Source organism: Frankia alni ACN14a, assembly GCF_000058485.1.
In the GTDB taxonomy this organism is placed as follows: Bacteria; Actinomycetota; Actinomycetes; order Frankiales; family Frankiaceae; genus Frankia; species Frankia alni.
The window spans coordinates 7,299,759-7,321,942 of the sequence record NC_008278.1 but is presented as its reverse complement, the minus strand read 5'-3'; the positions used below and the strand labels follow the sequence as shown (position 1 = coordinate 7,321,942).

The window sequence follows — 22,184 nt, the reverse complement described above, 5'->3', positions numbered from 1 at the left end:
GTGACCACCGGCTGCTCCGGCGGCGGTCCGGTCTGCTTCGGCGGTCGATGGCCGGCTGTTCCGGCGATCGCGCGGTGGCGACGCTGCCACCGGCCGATCACGCCGGTCGTGGTGACCCGGCTCTCCCGGTTCCTCGTTCTCGATAGTAGGAGGACCACTGCGCCGGAGGGTGACGATGAAGCAGCCGCAATGTGCCGGTCATTGTGGCTCTACGTGGTGTTTCTCCGAGGTTTCCACAATTGATCTTGTTGTGGCCGGCGGCTCTCGATCGCCTGGTGGGGCTGCGCCGAGACCGGTTCCGGCGGCCGCGGGAGAAGGAAATCACGTCCTGACCGGACCGAACGGTGAAGGATTGTGCAGGTGCCGTCGGAATCCGCCGGCCTTGCGTGGTGAGGCCGGATCGGTCGCCGGTGGCAACCGACCGTCGGTCTGCGCCAGAATGGGAACGAAGCGGCAATAGTTCGGAAATTATGACATTCGGTCATGGTTGCCGCTGCTGGGTGGGGTACAGAGGTGGTGCTCATCCGACCTGTGCCGCCGTCCATCGACGCCATCGGGTCGGTAGCCTCGGGATGATGGCGGATGCGGCCCAGCAGAACTCCCACTCCAGCAGGTCGCGCCGGGGGCGCGGACCGGCCCGGTCGACCGGGGCGCGCCGTGCCCGGTGACCAGGCGGCGCCCTGCGCGTCGGACCCGCTGATCGGCCCGCGGGCCGATCTACCCGCGGCCGAGGCGTCGGTGGCCCGCGAGCTCGAGGCCGTGGCCCACCGGGCGTGGCCGCCGCTGCGGCAGATCGAGATCGGCGGCTGGACGCTGCGGGCCTCCGCCGGCTCGTCCCGGCGCGGGAACTCGGTCTGGGCGCATGGCGGCGTGCCCGACGTGCCGGCCGCGCTGGCCGCGGTCACCGACTTCTACGCCGCCGCCGGCCTGCCGCCCACCTTCCAGCAGACCCCCGTCACCGAGCCGTCGCAGCTTGCCACCGTGCTCGACGCCGCCGGCTACGACGACACGGGGCCCACCGACGTGTGCGTGGCGCCGCTCGGGGCGCTGACGTCGACGTCGACATCGCCGTCGACATCGCCGTCGACATCGACCTCGCTCGCGGTGACCACGGCCCACGTGCCCGGCGACGCGTGGCTGCGGGTCGCCGGGCAGGTGCTCGCCACCTTCGACGGGCAGCGGGCCGGTACCCTCGCCGTGCTCTCGGCGCTGCGCCTGCCCACCGTCTATGTGACGCTGACCGTCGACGGTGCGCCGGTGGCGGTGGGCCGTGGTGTCGCCGACGATCGCTGGCTGGGCATCTACAGCATGGCGACGTTGCCCGCGGCCCGCGGCCGGGGCGCGGCGCGCCGCGTCGTCGCCGCGCTCGCGCAGTGGGCCGGGGCGCGCGGAGCCACGCACGCCTATCTCCAGGTTGAGGAGGTCAGCACCGTGGCCAGGGGTCTGTACGCCGATCTCGGCTTCCGGCCGGTCTACCGGTACTCCTACCGCCGGGCGCCGCTCTCGGCTGCCCGGGACCTGCCGGCTGCCCGGGACGGCGGGCCGGCGGGGACGGGGGTCGCGTGAGCGTCGACGACCTCCTCGAGCCGGATGGCCTCACCAGGGTGATGGGCGTCGTCAACGTCACGCCCGACTCGTTCTCCGACGGCGGCACGTTCCTCGACCCGGTGGACGCGGTGCGGGCCGGGCTGCGGATGGTGGACGAGGGTGCCGATCTCATCGACGTCGGCGGCGAGTCGACCCGGCCGGGCGCGTCCCGGGTGGTCGCCTCGGAGGAGATGCGCCGGGTGTTGCCGGTCGTCGCCGAGCTCGCCGCCGCCGGGGTACGGGTCAGCGTCGACACCAGCCGGGTCTCGGTGGCCGCCGCCGCCGTCGACGCGGGGGCGGTGCTGGTCAACGACGTCTCCGGCGGCTGCGACCCGGATCTGCTCGCCCTGGTGGCCGACCGCGGCGTTCACTATGTGCTCATGCATGCCCGCGGGCCCAGCGTCGACATGTCCAGCCGAGCCGTCTACGGCGACGTCGTCTCAGAGGTGATCGCCGAGCTCGCTGCGCGGCTGGAGGTGGTCGTCGCCGCCGGGGTCGCGCCGGAGCGAGTGATCCTCGACCCGGGAATCGGCTTCGCCAAGACGGCGGCGCACAACTGGGCGCTGTTGAACAACATCGACGCGTTCGCCGCCCTCGGCCGGCCGCTGCTGGTGGGCACGTCGCGCAAGTCCTTCCTCGGCACGGTCCTGGCCACCGGGGGCGCGCTGGCGCGCCCGAGCGACGAGCGCGACGACGCCACGCAGGCGACCACCGCGCTGTTGGCCGCCGCCGGTGTGTGGGCCGTGCGCGTGCACGCGGTGCGACCGGCGGCCGACGCGGTGCGCGTCGTGCGGGCATGGCGGCAGGGCGGTGCCGGGGACGCGGCGAGGACCGCGAGTCTGCCGGTGGTCGTGCCCGGCACCGCCGGCGGTTCGGCCGAGCACCGGCCGCGGCTGGGCACGGCGCCGCGGACCGGCGCCGGCCCGGCCCGGGGCACGGGCAGCAGCGGCGGCGGCAGCGTCGAGTCGGGGCCGAGTCGCCGGGCCCGACCCGCGGCCACGCCCGGCTGTGCGGGGGAGCGGGAGGTGCCGTGGTGAGCCCGGTGACGGACGGCTCGGAGCCGGGTCGGTCGGAGGCGGGCCGGTCGGAGGCGGGTCGGTCGGAGTTGGTCGGGGCCGGGCCTGGCGACGTGCCGCTGGACCGGATCACCCTGACCGGGTTGCGGGTCCGCGGCCACCACGGGGTGCTGGCCGCCGAACGGGAACTCGGCCAGGAGTTCGTCATCGACGCCGTCGTCTGGCTGGACGTCTCCGCGGCGGCGCGCGACGACGACGTCACCCGCACCGTCCACTACGGCGAGCTCGCCGAGACGCTCGCCGAGATCGTCGGCGGGCCGCCGGTGGATCTGATCGAGACCCTGGCCCTGCGTCTCGTCGCCGCCTGCCTGCGCGCTGACCGGGTGGTGCGCGCCGAGGTGACCGTGCACAAGCCGGCTGCGCCGATCCCGCTCCCCTTCAGGGATGTCGCCGTCACCGTGACCCGGGCCCGACCCCCGGTCCCGCCGCCTCCGATCGGCCCCGCCCCCGATGGCCGCTGACCCGATGGCCGCTGACCCGATGGCCGAGGCCGCCCACGCGGTGCTGGCGCTCGGCTCGAACCTGGGTGACCGCTGGGCGCTGCTGCGGGCCGCCGTGCGCCAGCTCGACGAGCTCCTCGGCGTGAGGGCATGCTCGTCGGTGTACGAGACCGACCCCGTGGGCGGTCCCGAGCAGGACGACTACCTCAACGCGGTCGTGCTGACGGCGCCGGCGCCACCGCGGGAGCTGCTGGCTGCCGTGCGTGCCGTCGAGGAGCGGGCGCGGCGGACGCGGACCCTGCGGTGGGGGCCGCGCACGCTCGACGTGGACGTGATCGCCCTCGGCACGCTGCACAGCGACGACCCAGAGATCATCATCCCGCACCCGCGGGCGCACCTGCGGGCCTTCGTCTGCGTTCCCTGGCTGGACGTCGACCCCGAGGCGACCCTGCCGGATCACGGCCGGGTCGCGGACCTGGTCGCCAGGATGGCGAGCGCCGGGGAGCTCGCCGGCCTGCGGCGGGCCTCCGGCCGGCTCGGCCCCGATCCGTCCGGCCCCGATCCGTCCGGCCCCGATCCGTCCGGCACCGCCAGGACGTCCACCTCGGCCGGGGAGCTCGGTGCAGGCGGTGCGTCGGCGTGAGACCCACCCGACCGCGCGATCTCGCACTGGCCGCGGTCGTGTTCGGGATCCTCGGCTACCTGCTGCTGTGGTGGGCTTACCGGTCCATTCCCACGCTGCCCCGCACGGCGTCGCTGTCGGTGCTGGTCATCGGGGTCATCGAGCTTCAGGTCGCCGCCCAGACCCGGCACCGGTTGGAGGGCCGGCCGGGCACCCGGCCGATCCTGCCGCTCACCGTTGCCCGCCTGGCGGCCCTGGCGAAGGCCAGCTCGGTCGTGGGAGCGGCGCTCGCGGGGGCCTGGGCGGGCGCGCTCGCGTACACCACGCCGCGGACGGACGAGTTCCCGACCGCGGGCGGCGACGCGATCAGCGCGGGGCTCGGCCTGGCCGCCGCCGTCGTGCTCGTCGTCGGCGGGCTGGTCCTGGAACGAGTGTGCCGGGTCAAGAAGCAGTAGCGCAGCCGCTCACCGACTCCGGTGTTCGGTGCCGGCCTGCGTGGCTTGGGCTGCGGCGCGGTGTGCACGGTTCGCCGCGTCAGACCATGCAGGACGTACCGCAACTACTGTGCCGGGGCGGCACGGGAATCGGCGCCGCCCCGGTCGGACTCCCGCGCCTGGTGCGGGCGGGCCCGACCCGCCGCCCGGCGTCCCGACCTGCCGGGGTACGACTGTGCTGGCCCGAACGAGCCTGCCGTCTCCCGGTGCCCGCGGTGGGCGGATCGGGGCTGGTCATGACCGCCGAGCTGGTTGTTGGGCAGCTCGACACCGGAGCTACTCTGAGGTGAATCGCCGCATGTGACCCCGATCGGTGCCAGGGTTGTCCGTGTTAAGACCACCTTGTGGTGATTGGCAAGAATTTTGCTGATCGGCCGATGTCGCGGTGGCAGGACGCGAAGGCGGGAAGGTGCGGGTGGTGGTCGCTGAGGGCCGGAGCCGCGATGGTGCGCGGGGCTACCCGTCCGACGCCGGCCGACGCGCCCCGCCCCCTCTCCCGGCCCCGCCCCCTCTCCCGCCTCCGGAGCCGGCTCGGTACGCGGACCCACCCGGGCTGGAGCAGACCGGGGGCGGCCGGATCGTCGCCTTCGGCACCCTGCAGACCGGCCCCACCAGGCGCCCCGAGCCCCGGGCCGAGCGCATCGCGGCCGTGACCGGGTTCGACCCGGCGGACATGATGACCGCGCAGCCCCCGGACGGTGGCCTGCCGACTCGGTCCGCCGACGTGCCCCCGGCCGTCCCTCCACCCTCCGGGCGAGCGCCGCAGGGCCGGGCCCGCCAGACGTTTCGAGCTGTGGCCTTCGGCAATCCCACGGCCGGCGGGGCCGAGGTGGTGCCGTTCGATCCCGCGGAGGTACCGCCGCCGGGCCCGTGGCGTCCCGATCCCGCCGACCGCACTCCGGGCGGTGATCCGCTGGCTGATCCGTCCGATCGGTCGAACCGGTCCGATCGGTCCGACCGGTTCGACCGATCGGACCTCGCCGGAATTCGGCGACGGCCGGCGTACGCGGAGTTCGGCGGCGAACCGGCGCCGCCGCCGACCGGCTTTCGGGATGATGCCCCGCCGGCCTGGCGGGGATTCCGGGACGCCGATCCGCCGGGCCGTAGCGACTTTCCCGCGGTCGATCCGCCGGGCGGCCGGCGCTTTCCCGACCAGCGTCGGCAGGCCACGGTCGCCCCCGTCCCCGGGGCGCCGGACGCTCGCCGTCCGGACCCTCGCCGTCCGGACGCTCGTCACCCAGACTCCCGCCACGGCGATCCCCGCCACGGCGATCGCCGCGATCCGGATCTTCGCCACGGCGATCCCCGCGATCGGGATCCTCGCCACCGGGACCGGGAGCTCCGTCAGCCCGAGCCGCGCCCCGCCGCCGGCCCGACCAGCGATCTGCCCGCCGCGCCCAGCCTGCTCGACCGGGTCAGCTTCACCGGCGTGCAGCGGGCGGTCCCGGTCGGTGAACCGGGGCCGGCCGGCCCCCGCGGACGGAGTCCGGACGGCGGCTCGGCGCTGGACGAAGTCAGCTTCACCGGCTATCAGCCCGCCGTCCGCGAGGGCTGGCAGCCCCGCGGGGCGACCCGGGACGGGACGCGGCCACCCGCCGGCGCCGAGCGACTGGGGGCGGGTCACCGCCTCCCGGATGACCGGCGGGCCCGGACCTCCGGGCGATCGCCGCAGGCCGGCGGGCCCACCGGGGGCACGGCCGTGCGCCGAGACGACCGACCTCGCGGGCGATTCGACCGCCCGCCCGAGGAGGGGCGCCCGCCGCCGGACCCGTACGACCGTGACGACTCGTACGACCGCGACCCGTACGACCGTGACGACCCGCACGACCGCGACGACTCACACGACCGCCGGGGTGCGCGCGAACGCGGCTACGGACGTGCCCGGACGGGCGGACCGGTCGGCGGGCCTGGCGCTCGCCCGGGCGGGCGCCGTCGGCCCGGCCTGCTGCAGGCCGTGCTCGTGCTGGTGGCGCTTGTCGTCGGGGTGTCGCTCGGCCGGACGCTGGCGTTGCCCGGGGACGCCGGAACGATCTCGCGGATCGCGGACTGGGGCCGCGCAAACCACCTGACGTTCCTCGTCGATCGGGTCGACGCGCTGCGCTGAGGGCCCGACAGGTGGCCGTTTTGGTGGTCCGGGTGGGAATGCCGTCGCAGGCGGTGACATAGTTACCGGTTTGTCAGGTGGAGGGGCATTGTTGTCGCCGTTGTCGAGCTTGTCGCTTTATGGTCGCCCTTGCGTGTGATCAAGTCAATGTTCGGGTAACCTGCGATCTAGGTTGCGTGTGACGTTCCCCGCCCCCGAGGAGGGGGAAGCGGACCCGGCCGAAATTGATGCGTCCCAGTTTGCCGAATCCCCTTGCGTTCGGCGGTCCTCGGCGTGTCCAATCGGTATTGGTAGGTCTGTCGCATTCCGTCGGCCTCGTCTCGTGAGCGCCCGCAACCGCCGGGCAGCCTGGTCGCCGATGTTCGACCGAATGCGTGCCCTGGCCTGCCAAGGCATCCAAGGAGGCCACGTGCGTCCGAGACTCGCAGTAGCCCCTGCGGTCCCGCTGGCTGGCGACGCCGGTCGCGGGGTGCCGCAGCGGGACTGGACGGCGCCGGGTCTCACGGGGACGGGGGCCACCACGGCCGACGTCTCCGACGGCCCCGGTCGCCCGGCGACCGAGGCCGAGGCCGCCGCGATCGCCGCCGCCGTGCTCGACAGCCCGCTGGTCGCCACGGTCGCGGCGGACCTGCGCATCACCGGCATCCGTACCTCGACCGGCGCGCCGGACTGGGCGTTCGCCGTCCTGCGCACCCCGGGTGGCACCGATCCGGCGATCGCCGTGCTGCGCTGGGACACCTGCTGCGGCTGGGTGCTGGACCAGGTCGGCACGGCCCGGCTCGGACTCGGGGCGGGCGGCGGTGGCGGCCCGACCATGCGGCGCGCGGACCTTCAGGTCGCCGGGGCGCCGCCGGTCCGCCGTGACGGCGGCGTCCGCCGGGGTTGCGACTCCGTCCTGCGGACGGGTGACGCGGCGCGTTCGGGGTAGGTCGCGGCGCTGTGTCCGGCCGCCGCCGGGCCAGCTACCGTCATGATGGTGTCGATGCCGGCCGATCGCGCGCCAGACGAGTCCACGACGCTCGTGGGCTGGTTGCGCGCGCTGCCCGACGAGGCGATCATCCGGCTTTTCCTGCTGCGGCCCGATCTCGCGACGCCACCGCCCCCCGACTTCGACGTCCTGGCCGCCCGGCTGGAGATCCGGGTGAGCGTCGCGCGTGCCCTGGAACGCCTCGACACCTTCGCCTGCGAGGTGCTGGAGGCGTTGACCGTCCTGCCCTCCCCGGTGCCGCTCGCCGAGCTCACCGCGTTCTGCGGGCACGACGAGGTCGCCGGGGTGGTGCGCCGGCTGCGTGAGCTGGGTCTGCTCTGGGGTGACGACGGCGCACTCCGGGTCGTCGGCATGGTCGTCGACCTCGTGGGGGCGCGGCCGCTCGGGCTCGGCCGACCGGTGCGGGAGTGCCTGTCGGTCTACCGGCACACCCAGCTCGCCAGGATCGCGGGCGCCCTGGACCTGATCCCGGCCGCGACGGATCCGACGGAGTCCGGGGGCAGGTTCACCGTGCGAGCCGACCTCGTCGACGCCATCGCCGACCTGTTCGCCGAACCGAGCCGGGTCCGCGGCTGGCTCGACGGATGTTCCGAACGGGCCCACCAGCTCCTGCTCCGGCTGGCGGCCGGGCCCGCGCTCGGCACCACCACCGAGGCGGGTCGGCTGCTCACCGTCGCCACCGCCCGCAGCCCGGTGGAGGAGCTGCTCGCCCGGGGTCTGCTGGTCGGGATCGACGACGACACCGTCGAGCTGCCCCGGGAGGTGGGCCTCGCGGTGCGCGGCGACGAGCCGGCCGGCCGGCTGCATCCGCATCCGCCCGAGCTGACCGGCGGCGCTGTCGGCGCCTCGGCCGCCGACGCCGCGGCCGCGCTCGCCGCGGACACCGTCGTGCGCTGGGTCACCACGCTGCTTGAGGCGTGGGGCACGACGCCCGTGACGCCGCTGCGCACCGGCGGCCTGAGCGTGCGCGACCTGCGCGCGACCGCCAAGCTGCTCGACACCGACGAGCGGACCGCCGCCTTCGTCGTGGAGCTCGCGGCGGCCGCCGGACTCGTCGACGCCACCGCCGGCGTTGACGTCCAGTACGTGCCCACCGCCGCCTACGACCGCTGGGGCACCGACCTGGTCGCGGCGCGGTGGGCGGTGCTCGTCGAGGGCTGGCTGCGGTCACCGAGCGCCGCCTGGCTGGTGGGCGAGCGCGACGAGCGGGGCCGCCAGATCGCCGCGTTGTCGTTGGAGGTCCGCCGTTCCAACGCGCCGGATCTGCGGGCCCAGGTGCTGCGCGCACTCGCGGCGGCGCCGGCCGGGGTGGCACCGACCGGCGAGTCGCTGCGCGCCCTGCTGACCTGGCGGGCGCCGCGGCGGGCCGGCACGCTGCTGGCCGGCATGATCGACGGCACGCTCGCGGAGGCGGAGCTGCTCGGTCTGACCGGGCGGGGCGCACCCAGCGCCGTCGGGCGCCTGCTGGCCGCGCAGCTCGACGAGGAGAGCGCCGACCCGGCGCGGGTCGTCGGCCTGCCGAGCCGGCCGGCCGGTGGGGACGCGGCGCTGTGCGCCCGGCTCGCCGACGCGCTGGCGCCGCTGCTGCCCGAACCGGTCGAGGAGCTGCTGCTGCAGGCGGACCTGACCGCGGTCGCCCCCGGCCCGCTGGTTCCCCGGGTGGCCGCGCAGCTCGCGCGGATGGCGGACGTCGAGTCGTCCGGGGCCGCGACCGTCTACCGCTTCTCGGAGGAGTCGCTGCGTCGGGGGTTCGACTCGGGGCTGGTCGCCGAGGACATCCACGCCGCGCTCGGTCGCCTGGGCCGCACCGGCGTTCCCCAGGGACTGACCTACCTGATCGACGACACCGCCCGCCGGCACGGCCGGCTGCGCGCCGGTCCGGCGTCGAGCTACCTGCGCTGCGACGACACCGCGCTGCTCGCCGAGGTGGTCGCGAGCCGTCGCACGCAGGCGCTGGGGCTGCGTCGGATCGCGCCGACCATCGTCATCTCGTCGCTGCCGACGGGCGAGTTGCTGGCCGGCCTGCGCGCCGCGGGCTACGCGCCGGTCGCCGAGGCTCCCGACGGCAGGGTGGTGCTCAGCCGGCCGGCCGCCCACCGGACCCCGGCCAGGCCGCGCCCGGCGCCGGTCGACGTCGCCGACGGGCGGCTCGCGCAGGCGCGCGACGTGCTGCGGCTGGTCCGCCGCGGTGACGACAGCGCGCGGGCGCTGCGGGCGGCCGGTGGCGTCGCCGGCGCCGAGATCGGACTCACCCGCTCCGCCCCGCTGATCCTGGTGATGTTGCAGGGCGCCGTCCGGGACCGGCGTCGGGTCCTGCTCGGGTACGTCGACCAGCAGGGCACGCCCAGTGACCGGATCGTGCGGCCGACCGCGGTGGACGGCGGCTGGCTGACAGCCTGGGACGAGCTCAGCGCGGGCCCGCGCCGTTTCGCCCTGCACCGGGTGACCGGGGTCGCCGACATCGACGAGGGGTTCGGTGCCGGTGGCGCCGCGACGCCGGCGGACTGGACGGCGGCCACGCCGGACGCGGCCGACCCGAGCTGAGCCGTGGGCCGCGGTGGGGCGGGGTCGACAACCTGTCGGTGGGCGCCTGTACCGTCGAAGGACGTCGCCAGCACGGTGGCGTGCCCGTCGGGACCTGCCCGGCGTGGGCCTGTGCCCTACGGCGGACCTGGAGGATGGTGAGGGTGGCGGACGGCCCGTTGATCGTTCAGTCGGACAAGACCCTGCTCCTGGAGGTCGACCATCCCGGCGCGGCCGAGGCCCGCGCGGCCATCGCGCCGTTCGCCGAGCTGGAGCGGTCCCCGGAGCACGTGCACACCTACCGGGTCACCCCGCTGGCCCTGTGGAACGCCCGCGCCGCCGGGCACGATGCCGAGCAGGTGGTGGACGCGCTCGTCCGCCACTCCCGGTATGCGGTCCCGCACGCGCTGCTCGTCGACGTCGCCGACACCATGGATCGTTACGGCCGGCTACGGCTGGAGAACGATCCGGTCCACGGCCTGGTGCTGCGGGCGCTCGACCGGGCCGTGCTCGTCGAGGTCGCGCGGGCGAAGAAGGTCGCGCCGATGCTGGGCACGCGCCTCGACGACGACACGATCGCCGTGCACCCGTCCGAGCGCGGCCGGCTCAAGCAGGCGCTGCTCAAGCTCGGCTGGCCCGCCGAGGACCTGGCCGGCTACGTCGACGGTGAGAAGCACGCGATCGAGCTCCGGCAGGACGGCTGGGAGCTGCGCGAGTACCAGAAGGGCGCGGTCGCGGGCTTCTGGGAGGGCGGCTCGGGGGTCGTCGTGCTGCCCTCGGGCGCGGGCAAGACCATCGTGGGCGCCGCGGCGATGGCCCAGGCCGGCGCGACCACGCTGATCCTGGTCACGAACACGGTCGCCGGTCGGCAGTGGCGGCACGAGCTGCTGCGTCGCACCTCGCTGACCGAGGACGAGATCGGCGAGTACTCCGGCGAGCGCAAGGAGATCCGCCCGGTCACCATCGCGACCTACCAGGTGATGACGGCACGCCGCAAGGGCGAGTACCTGCATCTGGACCTGTTCGGCGCCCGTGACTGGGGGCTGATCGTGTACGACGAGGTGCACCTGCTGCCCGCGCCGGTCTTCCGGATGACCGCCGACATCCAGTCCCGCCGCCGGCTCGGCCTCACGGCGACCCTGGTCCGTGAGGACGGCAGGGAGGGCGACGTCTTCTCGCTCATCGGGCCGAAGCGGTACGACGCGCCGTGGCGCGAGATCGAGGCGCAGGGCTGGATAGCCCCCGCGCAGTGCACCGAGGTGCGGGTCACCCTGACCGAGGACGAGCGGATGACCTACGCCGTCGCCGAGCCGGAGGAGCGCTACCGGATGTGCGCCACGGCCCACAGCAAGCGGGCGGTGGTGGAGCGTCTGGTCCGCCGGCACTCCGACGACCGGGTGCTGGTGATCGGCGCCTACCTCGATCAGCTCGACGAGCTCGGCGAGCTGTTGGGCGCCCCCGTCATCCAGGGCTCGACCCGCAACCGGGAGCGCGAGCGGCTGTTCGAGGCGTTCCGCACGGGCGAGATCACCACGCTGGTCGTCTCCAAGGTCGCGAACGTGTCCATCGACCTGCCGGAGGCCGGGGTGGCGGTGCAGGTCTCGGGCACCTTCGGCTCCCGGCAGGAGGAGGCGCAGCGCCTCGGGCGGGTGCTGCGGCCCAAGGCGGACGGCCGGGCGGCGCACTTCTACACCGTGGTCGCCCGCGACACCCTCGACCAGGAGTATGCGGCCCACCGCCAGCGCTTCCTCGCCGAACAGGGCTACGCGTACACGATCGTCGACGCCGACGACATCCCCGATTCGCGTGACACCGGCCGTGGCGACGGGGCGAGTCCACGAGACCTCGCGGATCCGGACGATCTGGCGGATCCGGACGACCTCGCCGGCGGCCGGGGCTGACCGGCCCGGCCCGCGGCGGCGCCGCCGCCTACTCGGCGTCGGGCGGGTCGATCAGTTCGGCGGGTCGGACGGTCACCGGGAAGGGTCGGGTCGCGGCGAACTCACCGTGTGGGCCGGTCGCGCTGGCGGTCACGTAGACGCCACCGACCAGCTCGAACGCCTCCAGCGTCGCCGTGTCCGGATCGATCAGCCAGCACGCCGGTACCCGGCGCTCCCGGTAGAGGTCGAGTTTCAGCGTGCGGTCGTAGCGGCGGGTGCTCGCATCCGCGACCTCGACGACGAGGTAGGGCGTCTCGCGTAGCCGGCGGCCCACCACCTCGGCGCTCGGGGCCACGACGATGTCCGGCACGAGCAGGGATCGCTCCGACAGTTCCACCCCGACGCCGGCGGGCAGGACGTGGGCGCCGGAGGTCGCCGCCCGCGTCAGCAACCGGGTCAGCCGGCTGGTCACCCGGGCGCGCAGGGGGGTCGGCCACGGGCGCAGGAGGCACAGCCCGTCGAGCAGCTCCAGCCGGGCATCGTCATACCCGCCGGTATCCAGGTCCTCGACCATGACCGGAGGCGCGGGCACGGTCACTGACGGGCGGTGGGAGCGGGACTGCGCGGGTGCCTGGACCACGTGTCCATGGTGCCCCGCCGTGGCGGTCCTGTCGAAAGGCCGGCTGCGTTAATTGTCCGTGTCGTGCAAATAGTCGAGCTCTAACCGGCCCCACCGCGAATTGTTGAAAAGAAGTGACATAAAGCTCTTGTCGGCCCCAATACCGGGTGGTAACTTGATCGCCGTTGCTGGTGGCCGAGGATCTTTCTTGGCGCAAGGCCGTCTTTGGGGGCACCTCCCGGCGTTCGCTCCGTCCCGAGTGGCGCCGCTCCCAGGCCGATGAGCCCGCCTCCGCGGAACCTCCCGTCCGCGGAGGCGGCGCCTTCCCCCGTGAATCGCCTTCGGCGATTCACGGGGACCCCTGGCCCAGGGCACCGTTCGGGGTCTTCGTCAGATCGCCTTCGGCGATCTTCCTGGGGGAGCCGTTGGGGCCTTCGGCGATTCACGGGGACCCCTGGCCCAGGGCACCGTTCGGGGTGTCCGTCAGATCGCCTTCGGCGATCTTCCTGGGCCGGTCAAGCTCGACGAAAAGCCGGAGATGTCGGCTTTGCCGTGCGAGTGTCGATGGTGCACACTTTCAGTGTGACGCACGACTCTGATATTCATCACCCCAATAAAGGGGTATTGCGGCATTGACGTGGCGTCGGAACGGGTGGAGGTCTGCGCGGTAGTCCGCCCACAGGCCGAGTGGACTGCTGCGCCTTCGTGCGGGTACGGCGCACGGCGGGCGACGGGGAACGGCGAAAGGCGGCCCCGTGAGCCGGAGCCGCCTTCGTCGTGACGGTGGTGCTGATCCAGCGCGTGCGCTGGGTGACGCGGAGGAGCTGGACTAGAAGTCCATCTCGCCGCCGCCGCCGGGGACGGCCGGGGCCGGGTTCTTCTCCGGCTTGTCGGCGATGACGGCCTCGGTGGTGAGGAAGAGGCCGGCGATGGAGGCGGCGTTCTGCAGGGCGGAGCGGGTGACCTTGGCGGGGTCGATGATGCCGGTGGCGATGAGGTCGACGTACTCGCCGGTGGCGGCGTTGAGGCCGTGGCCGGTGGGCAGGTTGCGGACCTTGTCGACCACGACGCCGCCCTCGAGACCGCTGTTGAACGCGATCTGCTTGATCGGTGCCTCGAGCGCGAGGCGGACGATGTTCGCGCCGGTGGCCTCGTCGCCGGAGAGGTCGAGCTTCTCGAAGGCGGTGATCGAGGCCTGGAGCAGCGCGACGCCACCGCCGGCGACGATGCCTTCCTCGACGGCGGCCTTGGCGTTGGACACCGCGTCCTCGATGCGGTGCTTCTTCTCCTTCAGCTCGACCTCGGTGGCCGCGCCGACCTTGATGACCGCGACACCACCGGCGAGCTTCGCCAGCCGCTCCTGGAGCTTCTCCCGGTCGTAGTCGGAGTCGGACTTGTCGATCTCGTTGCGGATCTGGCTGACCCGGCCGGCGATCTGGTCGGGGTCACCGGAGCCCTCGACGACCGTCGTCTCGTCCTTCGTCACCACGATCTTCCGGGCGCGGCCCAACAGGTCCAGCGAGGTGCTCTCCAGCTTCAGACCGACGTCCTCGGAGATGACCTGACCGCCGGTGAGGATCGCGATGTCACCGAGGATCGCCTTACGGCGGTCACCGAAGCCGGGGGCCTTGACCGCGACGCTCTTGAACGTGCCGCGGATCTTGTTGACGACGAGGGTCGCCAACGCCTCACCCTCGACGTCCTCGGAGATGATGACCAGCGGCTTGCTGGTCTGCATGACCTTCTCCAGCAGGGGGAGGAGGTCCTTCACCGCGGCGATCTTGCTGTTGACGATGAGGATGTAGGGGTCGTCGAGGACGGCTTCCTGACGGTCGGCGTCGGTGACGAAGTAGGGGGAGATGTAGCCCTTGTCGAAGCGCATGCCCTCGGTGAGCTCGAGTTCGAGGCCGAAGGTGTTGCTTTCCTCGACGGTGACGACGCCTTCCTTGCCGACCTTGTCCAGCGCCTCGGCGATCAGGCCGCCGATCGCGGAGTCACCGGCGGAGATCGAGGCGGTCGAGGCGATCTGCTCCTTGGTCTCGACCTCCTTGGCCTGCTTCGACAGCTCCTCGGAGACCCGCTCGACGGCGACCTCGATGCCCTTCTTCAGGCCCAGGGGGTTCGCACCGGCGGCCACGTTGCGCAGACCCTCACGCACCAGGGCCTGGGCCAGGATCGTCGCGGTGGTGGTGCCGTCACCCGCGACGTCGTTGGTCTTCTTCGCGACTTCCTTGACGAGCTCCGCACCGATCTTCTCGTACGGGTCCTCGAGCTCGATCTCCTTGGCGATGCTCACACCGTCGTTGGTGATCGTGGGGACGCCCCACTTCTTCTCCAGAACGACGTTGCGACCCTTCGGACCGAGCGTGACCTTGACCGCATCGGCCAGCTGGTTCATGCCGCGCTCCAGGCCGCGCCGAGCCTCCTCATCGAAGGCAATGATCTTCGGCATGGTTTCTGGGTCCTCCCAGTGGGATGGCAGGTTCGATGGCCTGGCCACAACGACGCCCGCGACGGACGGCTCCCGCCGGCTCCGACCTCGGTGCAACCACCGTGGACGCCGGGCGGAACGGGCAGCCTCGCCGTTTCAGCCTTGGCACTCCCTAGGTGAGAGTGCCAAGTCCTGTTTAGCACTCGGCATGGGAGAGTGCAAGCTCGCCGCCGCTTCTCCGTGTTGCGCACCGCGGCCTCCACGGCCCGCTGCGCGACCGGGCGCGGCACGGCGACGCCCCCGGTCAGGCCGCGTGGCAGGGCCGCGACGCGCCGGCTGCCGGCCCGGTGTCGGCCAGCCGACAGGCCGCGGCATCGGCGCCGGGCGCCGGGGCGGTCAGTGTCGCCGAGGCCGGCGGGGTCAGTCGTCGCCGAGGCCGGCGGCCTCGAAGGCACGCAGCGACGGCTTGATGGTGGCCGTCGGGCCGCCGGTCTCGACCAGCGGGTCGAGGGTCTTCAGCCCGTCGCCGGTGTTGTAGATGACGGTCTCGGCGGCCGGGTCGAGCAGACCCTCGCGCAGCAGGCGGCGCAGGTTCGCGACCGTGACGCCGCCGGCGGTCTCGCCGAAGATGCCCTCGGTACGGGCCAGCAGCCGCATGCCCTCGAGGATCTCGTCGTCGCTGACGTCCGTGATCGCACCGCCGGTGCGGCGGGCGACGTCGAGGGCGTACGGGCCGTCGGCCGGGTTGCCGATGGACAGCGACTTGGCGATCGTCGACGGTCGCACCGGGGCAACCGTGTCGACCCCGCGGGCGAACGCCGCGGCCACCGGGTTGCAGCCGGCGGCCTGCGCGCCGAAGACCCGGTACGGCGTCGGCTCCACCAGGCCCAGCTTGCCGAGCTCGCCGAACGCCTTGTCGACCTTGGTCAGCAGGGAGCCGGACGCGATCGGCACGACGACCTGCTCGGGAAGCCGCCAGCCGAGCTGCTCGGCGACCTCGTAACCCAGCGTCTTGGAGCCCTCGGCGTAGAACGGGCGGACGTTGACGTTGACGAACGCCCACTCGTACTCGCCGGCCAGCTCGCTGCACAGCCGGTTGACATCGTCGTAGTTGCCCTGGATCGCGACGAGGGTCCCGCCGTACACGCCGGTGGAGACGGTCTTGCCGGCCTCCAGGTCGTGCGGCACCAGCACCACCGAGCGCAGCCCGGCCCCGGCGGCGTGCGCGGCCACGGACTGGGCGAGGTTGCCGGTCGAGGCGCAGGCCACCGTGGTGAAGCCGAGCTCGCGGGCGGCGCTCAGCGCCACCGAGACGACGCGGTCCTTGAACGAGTGCGTCGGGTTGGCGCTGTCGTCCTTGACGTAGAGGGTCTTCATCCCCAGCTCGGCGGCCAGGCGCGGGGCCGGGCGCAGCGGCGTCCAGCCGGCGCCGAGCGACACCCGGCGCGCCGGGTCGTGCCCCGCGGGCAGCAGGCCGACGTAGCGCCACAGGTTGGCCGGCCCACGCTCGATGGACTCCCGGGTGACCCGGCCGAGCAGGTCGGGGTCGTAGGAGATCTCCAGCGGGGCGAAGCACTCCACGCACACGTGGGACGGGGAGAGGGGGTAGGTGGCGCCGCAGTGGCGACAGGACAGTCCGACCGCGGGGTTCGCGACGTCGAGGGCGGGAGTGTCGGCACGCTCGGGCGCGAGAGTCATGAAGAAGCTCCTCATCTTTCCCGGGGCAACCTGCCACGGGTCGGAATTAGCACCTGCCACGCATCGGATGCGGGTGGTTGCCGGGGCTTCACTGGGCCGTTCCCTCTGCCCCTCTGGATGAGCCAGATGAAGTTGTCTGTCCGTACTGTAGACCGAGTGCCGGAGATCGTGCACCGGTGTTTCGTGGTTCACGCTCATGAGATCGTGTTTCGTCGGGTGCGGCCCGCCGCGGCCCCACAATGTTCATCGACGTTCCTCGGCGCCCCGGGCACGGTCACCGGGGCCGGGCACGTCCACCGGCACCGGGAACGCCGGACCGCGTCCGGCGACCGCCGCTCGCGCCCGGTGCCCGGGCGGTCGGTGCCGGCGGGCCGACCCACCTTGCAGACCAGGGAGTCCGTGACAGTGAGTATTCGCGTCGTCTACACCGATCTCGACGGCACGATGGTCGGCCCGAAGGGCTGCTTCTTCCGCGCCGAGGGCGGGGCGATCACCCTGGACCCGGCGCAGGCGCTCGCCGAGCTGCACGCGGCCGGCATCGCGCTGGTGCTGGTCAGCGGCCGCACTCGGCCCCAGCTCGTCGAGGCGGCGCAGATCTTCGGCGCGGACGGCTTCATCGGGGAGCTCGGCGCCATCGTCGGCTGGAACGACGGGCGGGACAGCGAGATCCTGCGCGGCGCCATGCCGCCGGACTTCGACCAGGTCCCCGCGTCGCTGCTCGACCGGCTGATCGAGAACTACCCGGGCCGCCTGGAGCTGCACACCCCCTGGCACGCCGGCCGCGAGGTCGACGTCATGCTCCGCGGTCGCATCGACGTCCCCGAGGTCGACGGCTGGCTCGCCGAGACCGGTTTCGCCTGGTTGAGCATGCGTGACAACGGTCTGATCTCGCCCGCCCACATGCCCGGGCTGGGCGTCGCGCCGCACGTCTACCACCTCGTCCCCGACGGGGTGGGCAAGGGCGACGCGGTGGCCTACGACCTCAAACGGCGCGGCGTGTCCCCGGCCGAGGCGATCGCGATCGGCGACTCGGCCAGCGACCTGGCGATGGCCCCGCATGTCGGCCGCATGCACCTGGTCGCCAACGCGCTTCGCCACCCCGACATCACCGCCCTGCTCGAGCGGTACGACAACGTCACCGTCGAGGCGGGCACGGTCGGCGCGGGGTGGGCGAGCGCCGTGCGCACGGCCGTCGCCGCCTGACCCGCTCGCCGGCAGCGCCCCTCCTGTTCCAGGCGCGTTCGCAGGCGGTTCGATGCTGGTTCACGGCCGGTCCGACGCTGGTTCACGGCCGGTCCGACGCCGGTTCAGGGAGGGTTCGCCCGGTGTTGGCCGACCGGACGGTGTTCGGACACCGGACGGACGATCTCCGGCCATATCCGCCGGAATCCGCGCCGGATGGCCGCGGTGTGGCCGGCGGTCCGGCCTGGAAGGCCGCCCGGATGGCCTACCCTCCGCAGTGTGCAGCGGACGCGGGAAGCCGAGCAGGGCACGTCGGGGGGTCCTTCACCGCTGGGGACGGCGCGGGTGCTGGTCGCCTCCAACCGGGGGCCGGTCGCCTTCGCCACCGGTGACAGCGGGGAGCTGGTGCTGCGCCGGGGGGCGGGCGGGCTGGTCAGCGGTCTGGGGCAGGCGGCGGCCGACGCCCCGCCCGACGCCCTGCCGATGGTCTGGGTGTGCGCCGCGCTCGGCGACGCCGACCGGCGCGCCGTGCGCGCCGCACCGGCCGGCCGGCTCGACCTCGCCGGCCACGACACCGGCGGCACGGCCGTGCGGATGCTCGACGTCGACCGGGTCGTGTTCGACCGGGCCTACAACGCGGTCGCGAACCGCATCCTGTGGTTCATCCAGCACCTGCTCTACGCCCCGGCCTCGCAGCCGGTGTTCGACCCGTCGTTCCGCCGCGACTGGGCGGCCTACGAGGCGTACAACGCGATGTTCGCCGAGGCGCTGGCGCACGAGGCCGCTCCGGGCGCCTCGGTGCTCGTCCAGGACTACCACCTGACCCTCGTCCCCGGGCAGCTGCGCCGGCTGCGCCCGGACCTGCGCATCGGCCACTTCAGCCACACCCCGTGGGCGCCGCCGGAGTACTTCCGGATGCTGCCCGACGACGTCGGCGAGCAGATCCTGCGCGGCATGCTCGGCGCCGACCGGCTGGGGTTCCTCACCGACGCGTGGGCCGACGCCTTCACCGAGTGCGCCCGCGGTCTGCTCGGTGTGCGGGTCGAGGGACGCTCGATCACGGTGGCGCCGCCCGCCGGGGCGGCGGGAGCCGGGCACACGGTGCGCATCGGCGTGCACCCGCTCGGCGTCGACGCCGACGAGCTGCGCGACCGGGCCGACGCGTCCGACGTCGCCGCCCGGGCCGCGGAGCTCGTCGAGCTGGCCGAGGGCAGGCGCCTGATCGTCCGGGTCGACCGCACCGAGCTGTCCAAGAACATCGTGCGCGGCCTCGCCGCCTACCGCGAGCTGCTGCGGACCCGCCCGGAGTGGCGCGGCAAGGTGATGCACCTCGTCTGCGCCTACCCGTCGCGGCACGACCTGCCGGAGTACCGCGAGTACACGGCCGCGGTGCAGCGGCTCGCCGCGGAGATCGAGGACGAGTTCGCCACCGACACGTGGCTGCCGCTGCGGTTGGAGATCACCGACGACTACCCGCGGTCGATCGCCGCGCTCTCGCTGGCCGAGGTGCTCGTCGTCAACCCGATCCGGGACGGGATGAACCTCGTCGCGAAGGAGGGGCCGGTCGTGTCGCGGCGCGACGCCGTGCTGGTGCTGTCCCGGGAGGCGGGGGCCTGCGCGGAGATGGGCAGGGCTGCGCTGGTGATCAACCCGTTCGACATCCAGGCGACGGCGCAGGCCCTGCACGCGGCGCTGACGATGCCCGCGGCCGACCGCCGGCGCCGCGCCGGCGAGCTCGCCGCCGTGGCGGGCCGGCTGCCACCGCGGGTCTGGTTCACCGACCAGCTCGACGCCCTCGCCGCCGACCGCCCCGACGCACCGATCAGCCGCCGAGACGCTCGATGAGCACCTCCAGCAGCGCGACCATGCCCGCGGGACCGCCGACGACCAGGTCGGCGCGCTCCCGCAACACGGCGGGGACCTCGGGGCTGTCGCTGCACACCGAGATGCCGGGCAGCCCGCCCGCCCGCATCTCGTCGACGGCGGAGAAGGCGGGCAGGTCGCCGTAGTCGTCCCCGGCGACGAGCACCGAGCGTGCTCCGCGGGCGGCGACGAGCTCGCGCAGCGCGCCCCCCTTGTCGTGGCCGGGCGGGCGCAGCTCCAGCACCTTCTTGCCGGGGGCGGCCTCCAGCCCGTGCTCCTCGGCCAGCGTCGTCAGCGCCGGGGCGAGCGCGGCCAGCGCCGCGTCCGGGTCGGCGGTGCGGCGCACGTGCACGACGAGCGCCTGGTGCTTGTCCTCGACGACCGTGCCGGCGGGGGCGTCGCGCAGCAGCTCGGGCAGCGCGGCGCGGACGGCGGCCACGCCCGGCAACGGCTCCGGGCTGGTGATCGCCCGGGACTGCGAATCCCACCGCTGCAGTCCGTACTGGCCGAGGATGACCAGCTCGCCGAGGTCGGAAAGCTTCTCCAGCCCGGTCAGCTCCAGCAGCGCGTCGACCGGCCGCCCGGTGATGATTGCCAGCGTGCCCACCGCGCGGGAGATGCGGCGCAGTGCCTCGATCGCCCCGGGTGCGGGGACGGCGTCGGCCGGGCGGGCGACGATCGGGGAGAGCGTGCCGTCGTAGTCGAGGGCGATCAGCGCGCGGTCGGGCGCGGTGAGCAGGGCGGCGAGCCCGGCACCCCCGGCGGGGGTGCGGGGCGCTGGCGTGCTGTGCGGGGCGGAATCGCTCACGGAGCCTTCCCGGGGTCGATGTCGTCGATGGTCGAGGGCCGGCGGACATTCCCACCGGGGGATGTCTCAGGCGGGACGATCACTGATCATTTTTCCGGGTCGGCGGGGAAGTCGCGAGTGATGACGAGGATCAGGGTGTCGGTGGAGACGATCCTCGTCTGCGAGCGAGGGACGATCTTCTCGATGCCCGGGACGGCGTCCTTGAGCGCCTGGGCGGCCGCGGCGTCGTCGTCGTCGTAGAACACCGTCGAGACCGGCACGTTGTAGACCGACTGGAAGTTCCCGGTCCGCTCGACGGTGAACCCGGCCGCCTCGACCCGCCCGGCCGCGACCTCCGCGAGGCCGGAGACCCGGGAGTTGTTCAGCACGACCACCGGCGCCGTCACGGTGGGCCGGTGGCTCTGCGCTGCCGGCGGCGGCGCGGGTGTCGGGGACGGCGGGCGCTCGGCGGGCGGCGTCGTCGCGGCCGGGCTCGGGCGGCGGGTCGGCGAGGCCGCGGGCGTCGTGCGGTGCGCCGAGGCCGACGGGCTCGGGCCGGCGTCGTCCGGGGTGTGGGCGGGCGCCGCGACCGGCTTCGGCCGCTCGGGGTCGGACGAGCCGTTGACCAGGTTCACCAGCAGGATGCCCGCGAGCACGGCGAGGACGGCGACGGCCCCCGCCGCCACGGCGTGCAGCCGGTCCGCGCGCCGGCCCGGGGGGCGGCGTCGCGGTGGCGCGCTCGTGCCATGCGTCATGCGGAGCTCTACTCCTCGTTCCGGTCCCGGCGGCCGGACCTGGCGGCCCGGCGCTGCTCGCGCAGCCGGCGCAGCCGCCGGACGAGCATCGGATCGGTGATCAGCGCCGCGTCCGAGTCGATCAGTCGATTGAGGATCTGGTAGTAGCGGGTCGAGGACAGGCCGAACTCGGCGCGGATCGCCTCCTCCTTCGCCCCCGGATGACGCCACCAGCCCTGCTCGAAGCGAAGAATGCGACGGTCGCGGTCGGACAGCTCCGCGGCCGGGGTGCTCGTCCGCCCGGGTTCCTCGGGCGGCAGGGGTTGAGCTGCCTGCACAGCGGGACCTCCTCGGGACGCATCCGGGATGACGAGCGCGGTCGGGCGCGGTCACGCCACGCCCGGTATGGTTCGCCGCCCACTATTTCATCCTGTGGGTCCGACATCCCCGGTCGTCTCCGGGAACACACGTTCCGGCCGATGACCGCCACCCGAGCTCGTTGCACACCGGGCCGAGCCGATTGCGGTGCATTCTGCGCGGTCCGGGTCCGCGGACCGTGCGCACCGTGCCGCCCGGCGGCCGATGGCTACGCTGGACCGGTGAGCCGGCGATTCACCCGCACCACGGAGGACTTCGACTGCCTCGTCTGTGGGACCGCCGTGCGCGGCGACGGATACACCAACCACTGCCCGGCCTGCCTGTGCTCGCGCCACGTCGACGTGCATCCCGGCGACCGCGCGGCCGCCTGCGGTGGGGTGATGCGCCCGGTGGCCGTCGAGGCCCGCACGCATGACGTGATGCTCACCCACGCCTGCGAGCGCTGCGGTCACCGCCGCCGAAACCGCACCGCGCCGGCCGACGACCGCGACGCCCTGCTCGCCGTCGCCGCCGCGGCGGCCCAGGCGGCGGTGTTCCCCGACGCGGCCCGGTCGGGAGGCGGTTCGGTCGGGAGGCGGCCCGGTCGGGAGGCGGCCGGGTAGGGCAGCCGCGCGAGTTGCCGAGAGATCGCACGATCGGTGGCCTTGACCGTGGTCACCCTCGGCAACTCGGCGACCGGCACCGTCCGGTGGCAGTCCCGGACATCCCGGGATGCCGCCCGGCGCGGCCCGTTCCGGTGCCGGCGCGTCACCTCGCGCCGGCGGGCGTCCCGCCGGTC

General features: G+C 73.8%; 18 protein-coding genes and 1 riboswitch. Of the genes, 12 read left to right on the top strand and 6 right to left on the bottom strand.

Annotation, left to right across the window (positions count from 1 at the left end):
* Nucleotides 1-657 precede the first annotated feature (657 nt).
* From FRAAL_RS29310 to FRAAL_RS29270, 9 genes are all read left to right on the top strand, one after another.
* Entirely contained in the window at nt 658-1,566 is a 909-nt protein-coding gene (locus FRAAL_RS29310) for a GNAT family N-acetyltransferase (RefSeq protein WP_011607748.1), read from the top strand.
* Nucleotides 1,563-2,624 (top strand): dihydropteroate synthase, encoded by a 1,062-nt coding sequence (folP, locus tag FRAAL_RS29305; RefSeq protein WP_011607747.1) that lies wholly within the window; start codon nt 1,563-1,565, stop codon nt 2,622-2,624. Before FRAAL_RS29310 ends, folP begins: the two co-directional genes overlap by 4 nt.
* 68 nt (nt 2,625-2,692) lie before the next feature.
* Nucleotides 2,693-3,124, top strand: coding sequence for a dihydroneopterin aldolase (gene folB / locus FRAAL_RS29300; protein WP_011607746.1), 432 nt, complete (start codon nt 2,693-2,695; stop codon nt 3,122-3,124).
* Between the two features lie 4 nt (nt 3,125-3,128).
* Nucleotides 3,129-3,746, top strand: coding sequence for a 2-amino-4-hydroxy-6-hydroxymethyldihydropteridine diphosphokinase (folK, locus tag FRAAL_RS29295; RefSeq protein WP_041941142.1), 618 nt, complete (start codon nt 3,129-3,131; stop codon nt 3,744-3,746).
* Nucleotides 3,743-4,180: a DUF3180 domain-containing protein gene (locus FRAAL_RS29290; protein WP_041939961.1), complete on the top strand. Its 438-nt coding sequence runs from the start codon at nt 3,743-3,745 to the stop codon at nt 4,178-4,180. The genes folK and FRAAL_RS29290 overlap by 4 nt, the downstream gene beginning before the upstream one ends.
* A 457-nt stretch (nt 4,181-4,637) precedes the next feature.
* The gene (locus FRAAL_RS29285) at nt 4,638-6,323 is read left to right on the top strand and encodes a hypothetical protein (RefSeq protein ID WP_231861421.1); all 1,686 of its coding nucleotides are present in this window, start codon (nt 4,638-4,640) and stop codon (nt 6,321-6,323) included.
* A gap of 409 nt (nt 6,324-6,732) precedes the next feature.
* Complete coding sequence (locus tag FRAAL_RS29280) at nt 6,733-7,251, top strand: hypothetical protein (protein ID WP_041939960.1); 519 nt, start codon at nt 6,733-6,735, stop codon at nt 7,249-7,251.
* A gap of 42 nt (nt 7,252-7,293) precedes the next feature.
* The gene (locus FRAAL_RS29275; protein ID WP_011607741.1) at nt 7,294-9,855 is read left to right on the top strand and encodes a helicase-associated domain-containing protein; all 2,562 of its coding nucleotides are present in this window, start codon (nt 7,294-7,296) and stop codon (nt 9,853-9,855) included.
* 143 nt (nt 9,856-9,998) lie between these two features.
* Entirely contained in the window at nt 9,999-11,735 is a 1,737-nt protein-coding gene (locus FRAAL_RS29270; RefSeq protein WP_041939959.1) for a DNA repair helicase XPB, read from the top strand.
* 28 nt (nt 11,736-11,763) lie between these two features.
* Here the strand turns inward: FRAAL_RS29270 and FRAAL_RS29265 are convergent, their stop codons facing one another.
* The 3 genes from FRAAL_RS29265 to thrC all read right to left on the bottom strand — a co-directional run bounded on the left by FRAAL_RS29265 (nt 11,764) and on the right by thrC (nt 16,462).
* Entirely contained in the window at nt 11,764-12,354 is a 591-nt protein-coding gene (locus tag FRAAL_RS29265) for a Uma2 family endonuclease (RefSeq protein WP_041939958.1), read from the bottom strand.
* An 808-nt stretch (nt 12,355-13,162) separates the two neighbouring features.
* Complete coding sequence (groL, locus tag FRAAL_RS29260) at nt 13,163-14,785, bottom strand: chaperonin GroEL (RefSeq protein ID WP_011607738.1); 1,623 nt, start codon at nt 14,783-14,785, stop codon at nt 13,163-13,165.
* Nucleotides 14,786-15,184: 399 nt separating this feature from the next.
* Complete coding sequence (gene thrC / locus FRAAL_RS29255) at nt 15,185-16,462, bottom strand: threonine synthase (RefSeq protein WP_041939957.1); 1,278 nt, start codon at nt 16,460-16,462, stop codon at nt 15,185-15,187.
* A gap of 8 nt (nt 16,463-16,470) precedes the next feature.
* Nucleotides 16,471-16,586, bottom strand: a riboswitch (SAM riboswitch).
* Between the two features lie 281 nt (nt 16,587-16,867).
* Between thrC and FRAAL_RS29250 the strand changes: the two genes are divergently transcribed.
* The gene (locus FRAAL_RS29250; RefSeq protein WP_041941141.1) at nt 16,868-17,665 is read left to right on the top strand and encodes an HAD hydrolase family protein; all 798 of its coding nucleotides are present in this window, start codon (nt 16,868-16,870) and stop codon (nt 17,663-17,665) included.
* A 324-nt stretch (nt 17,666-17,989) separates the two neighbouring features.
* A complete protein-coding gene (locus tag FRAAL_RS29245; protein ID WP_011607735.1) occupies nt 17,990-19,489 on the top strand; it encodes an alpha,alpha-trehalose-phosphate synthase (UDP-forming) in 1,500 nt (499 codons plus the stop codon).
* On the opposite strand, the gene otsB is transcribed toward FRAAL_RS29245, so the two are convergent.
* From otsB to FRAAL_RS29230, 3 genes are all read right to left on the bottom strand, one after another.
* Nucleotides 19,467-20,315 (bottom strand): trehalose-phosphatase, encoded by an 849-nt coding sequence (gene otsB / locus FRAAL_RS29240; RefSeq protein WP_011607734.1) that lies wholly within the window; start codon nt 20,313-20,315, stop codon nt 19,467-19,469. The genes FRAAL_RS29245 and otsB overlap by 23 nt on opposite strands.
* Before the next feature lie 86 nt (nt 20,316-20,401).
* Nucleotides 20,402-21,049: a LytR C-terminal domain-containing protein gene (locus FRAAL_RS29235; RefSeq protein WP_011607733.1), complete on the bottom strand. Its 648-nt coding sequence runs from the start codon at nt 21,047-21,049 to the stop codon at nt 20,402-20,404.
* Nucleotides 21,050-21,057: 8 nt separating this feature from the next.
* Complete coding sequence (locus tag FRAAL_RS29230) at nt 21,058-21,366, bottom strand: DUF3263 domain-containing protein (protein WP_011607732.1); 309 nt, start codon at nt 21,364-21,366, stop codon at nt 21,058-21,060.
* A 261-nt stretch (nt 21,367-21,627) separates the two neighbouring features.
* On the opposite strand from FRAAL_RS29230, the gene FRAAL_RS29225 reads away from it, so the two are divergent.
* Complete coding sequence (locus FRAAL_RS29225) at nt 21,628-22,008, top strand: RNHCP domain-containing protein (protein WP_011607731.1); 381 nt, start codon at nt 21,628-21,630, stop codon at nt 22,006-22,008.
* The last annotated feature ends 176 nt before the right edge of the window (nt 22,009-22,184 follow it).

Bases quoted from the DNA above. Each gene is read 5' to 3' on its own strand.
- folK (WP_041941142.1), top strand. From the start codon at position 3,129: ATGGCCGCTGACCCGATGGCCGAGGCCGCCCACGCGGTGCTGGCGCTC.
- FRAAL_RS29275 (WP_011607741.1), top strand. From the start codon at position 7,294: ATGATGGTGTCGATGCCGGCCGATCGCGCGCCAGACGAGTCCACGACG.
- groL (WP_011607738.1), bottom strand. From the start codon at position 14,785: ATGCCGAAGATCATTGCCTTCGATGAGGAGGCTCGGCGCGGCCTGGAG.
- thrC (WP_041939957.1), bottom strand. From the start codon at position 16,462: ATGACTCTCGCGCCCGAGCGTGCCGACACTCCCGCCCTCGACGTCGCG.
- FRAAL_RS29235 (WP_011607733.1), bottom strand. From the start codon at position 21,049: ATGACGCATGGCACGAGCGCGCCACCGCGACGCCGCCCCCCGGGCCGG.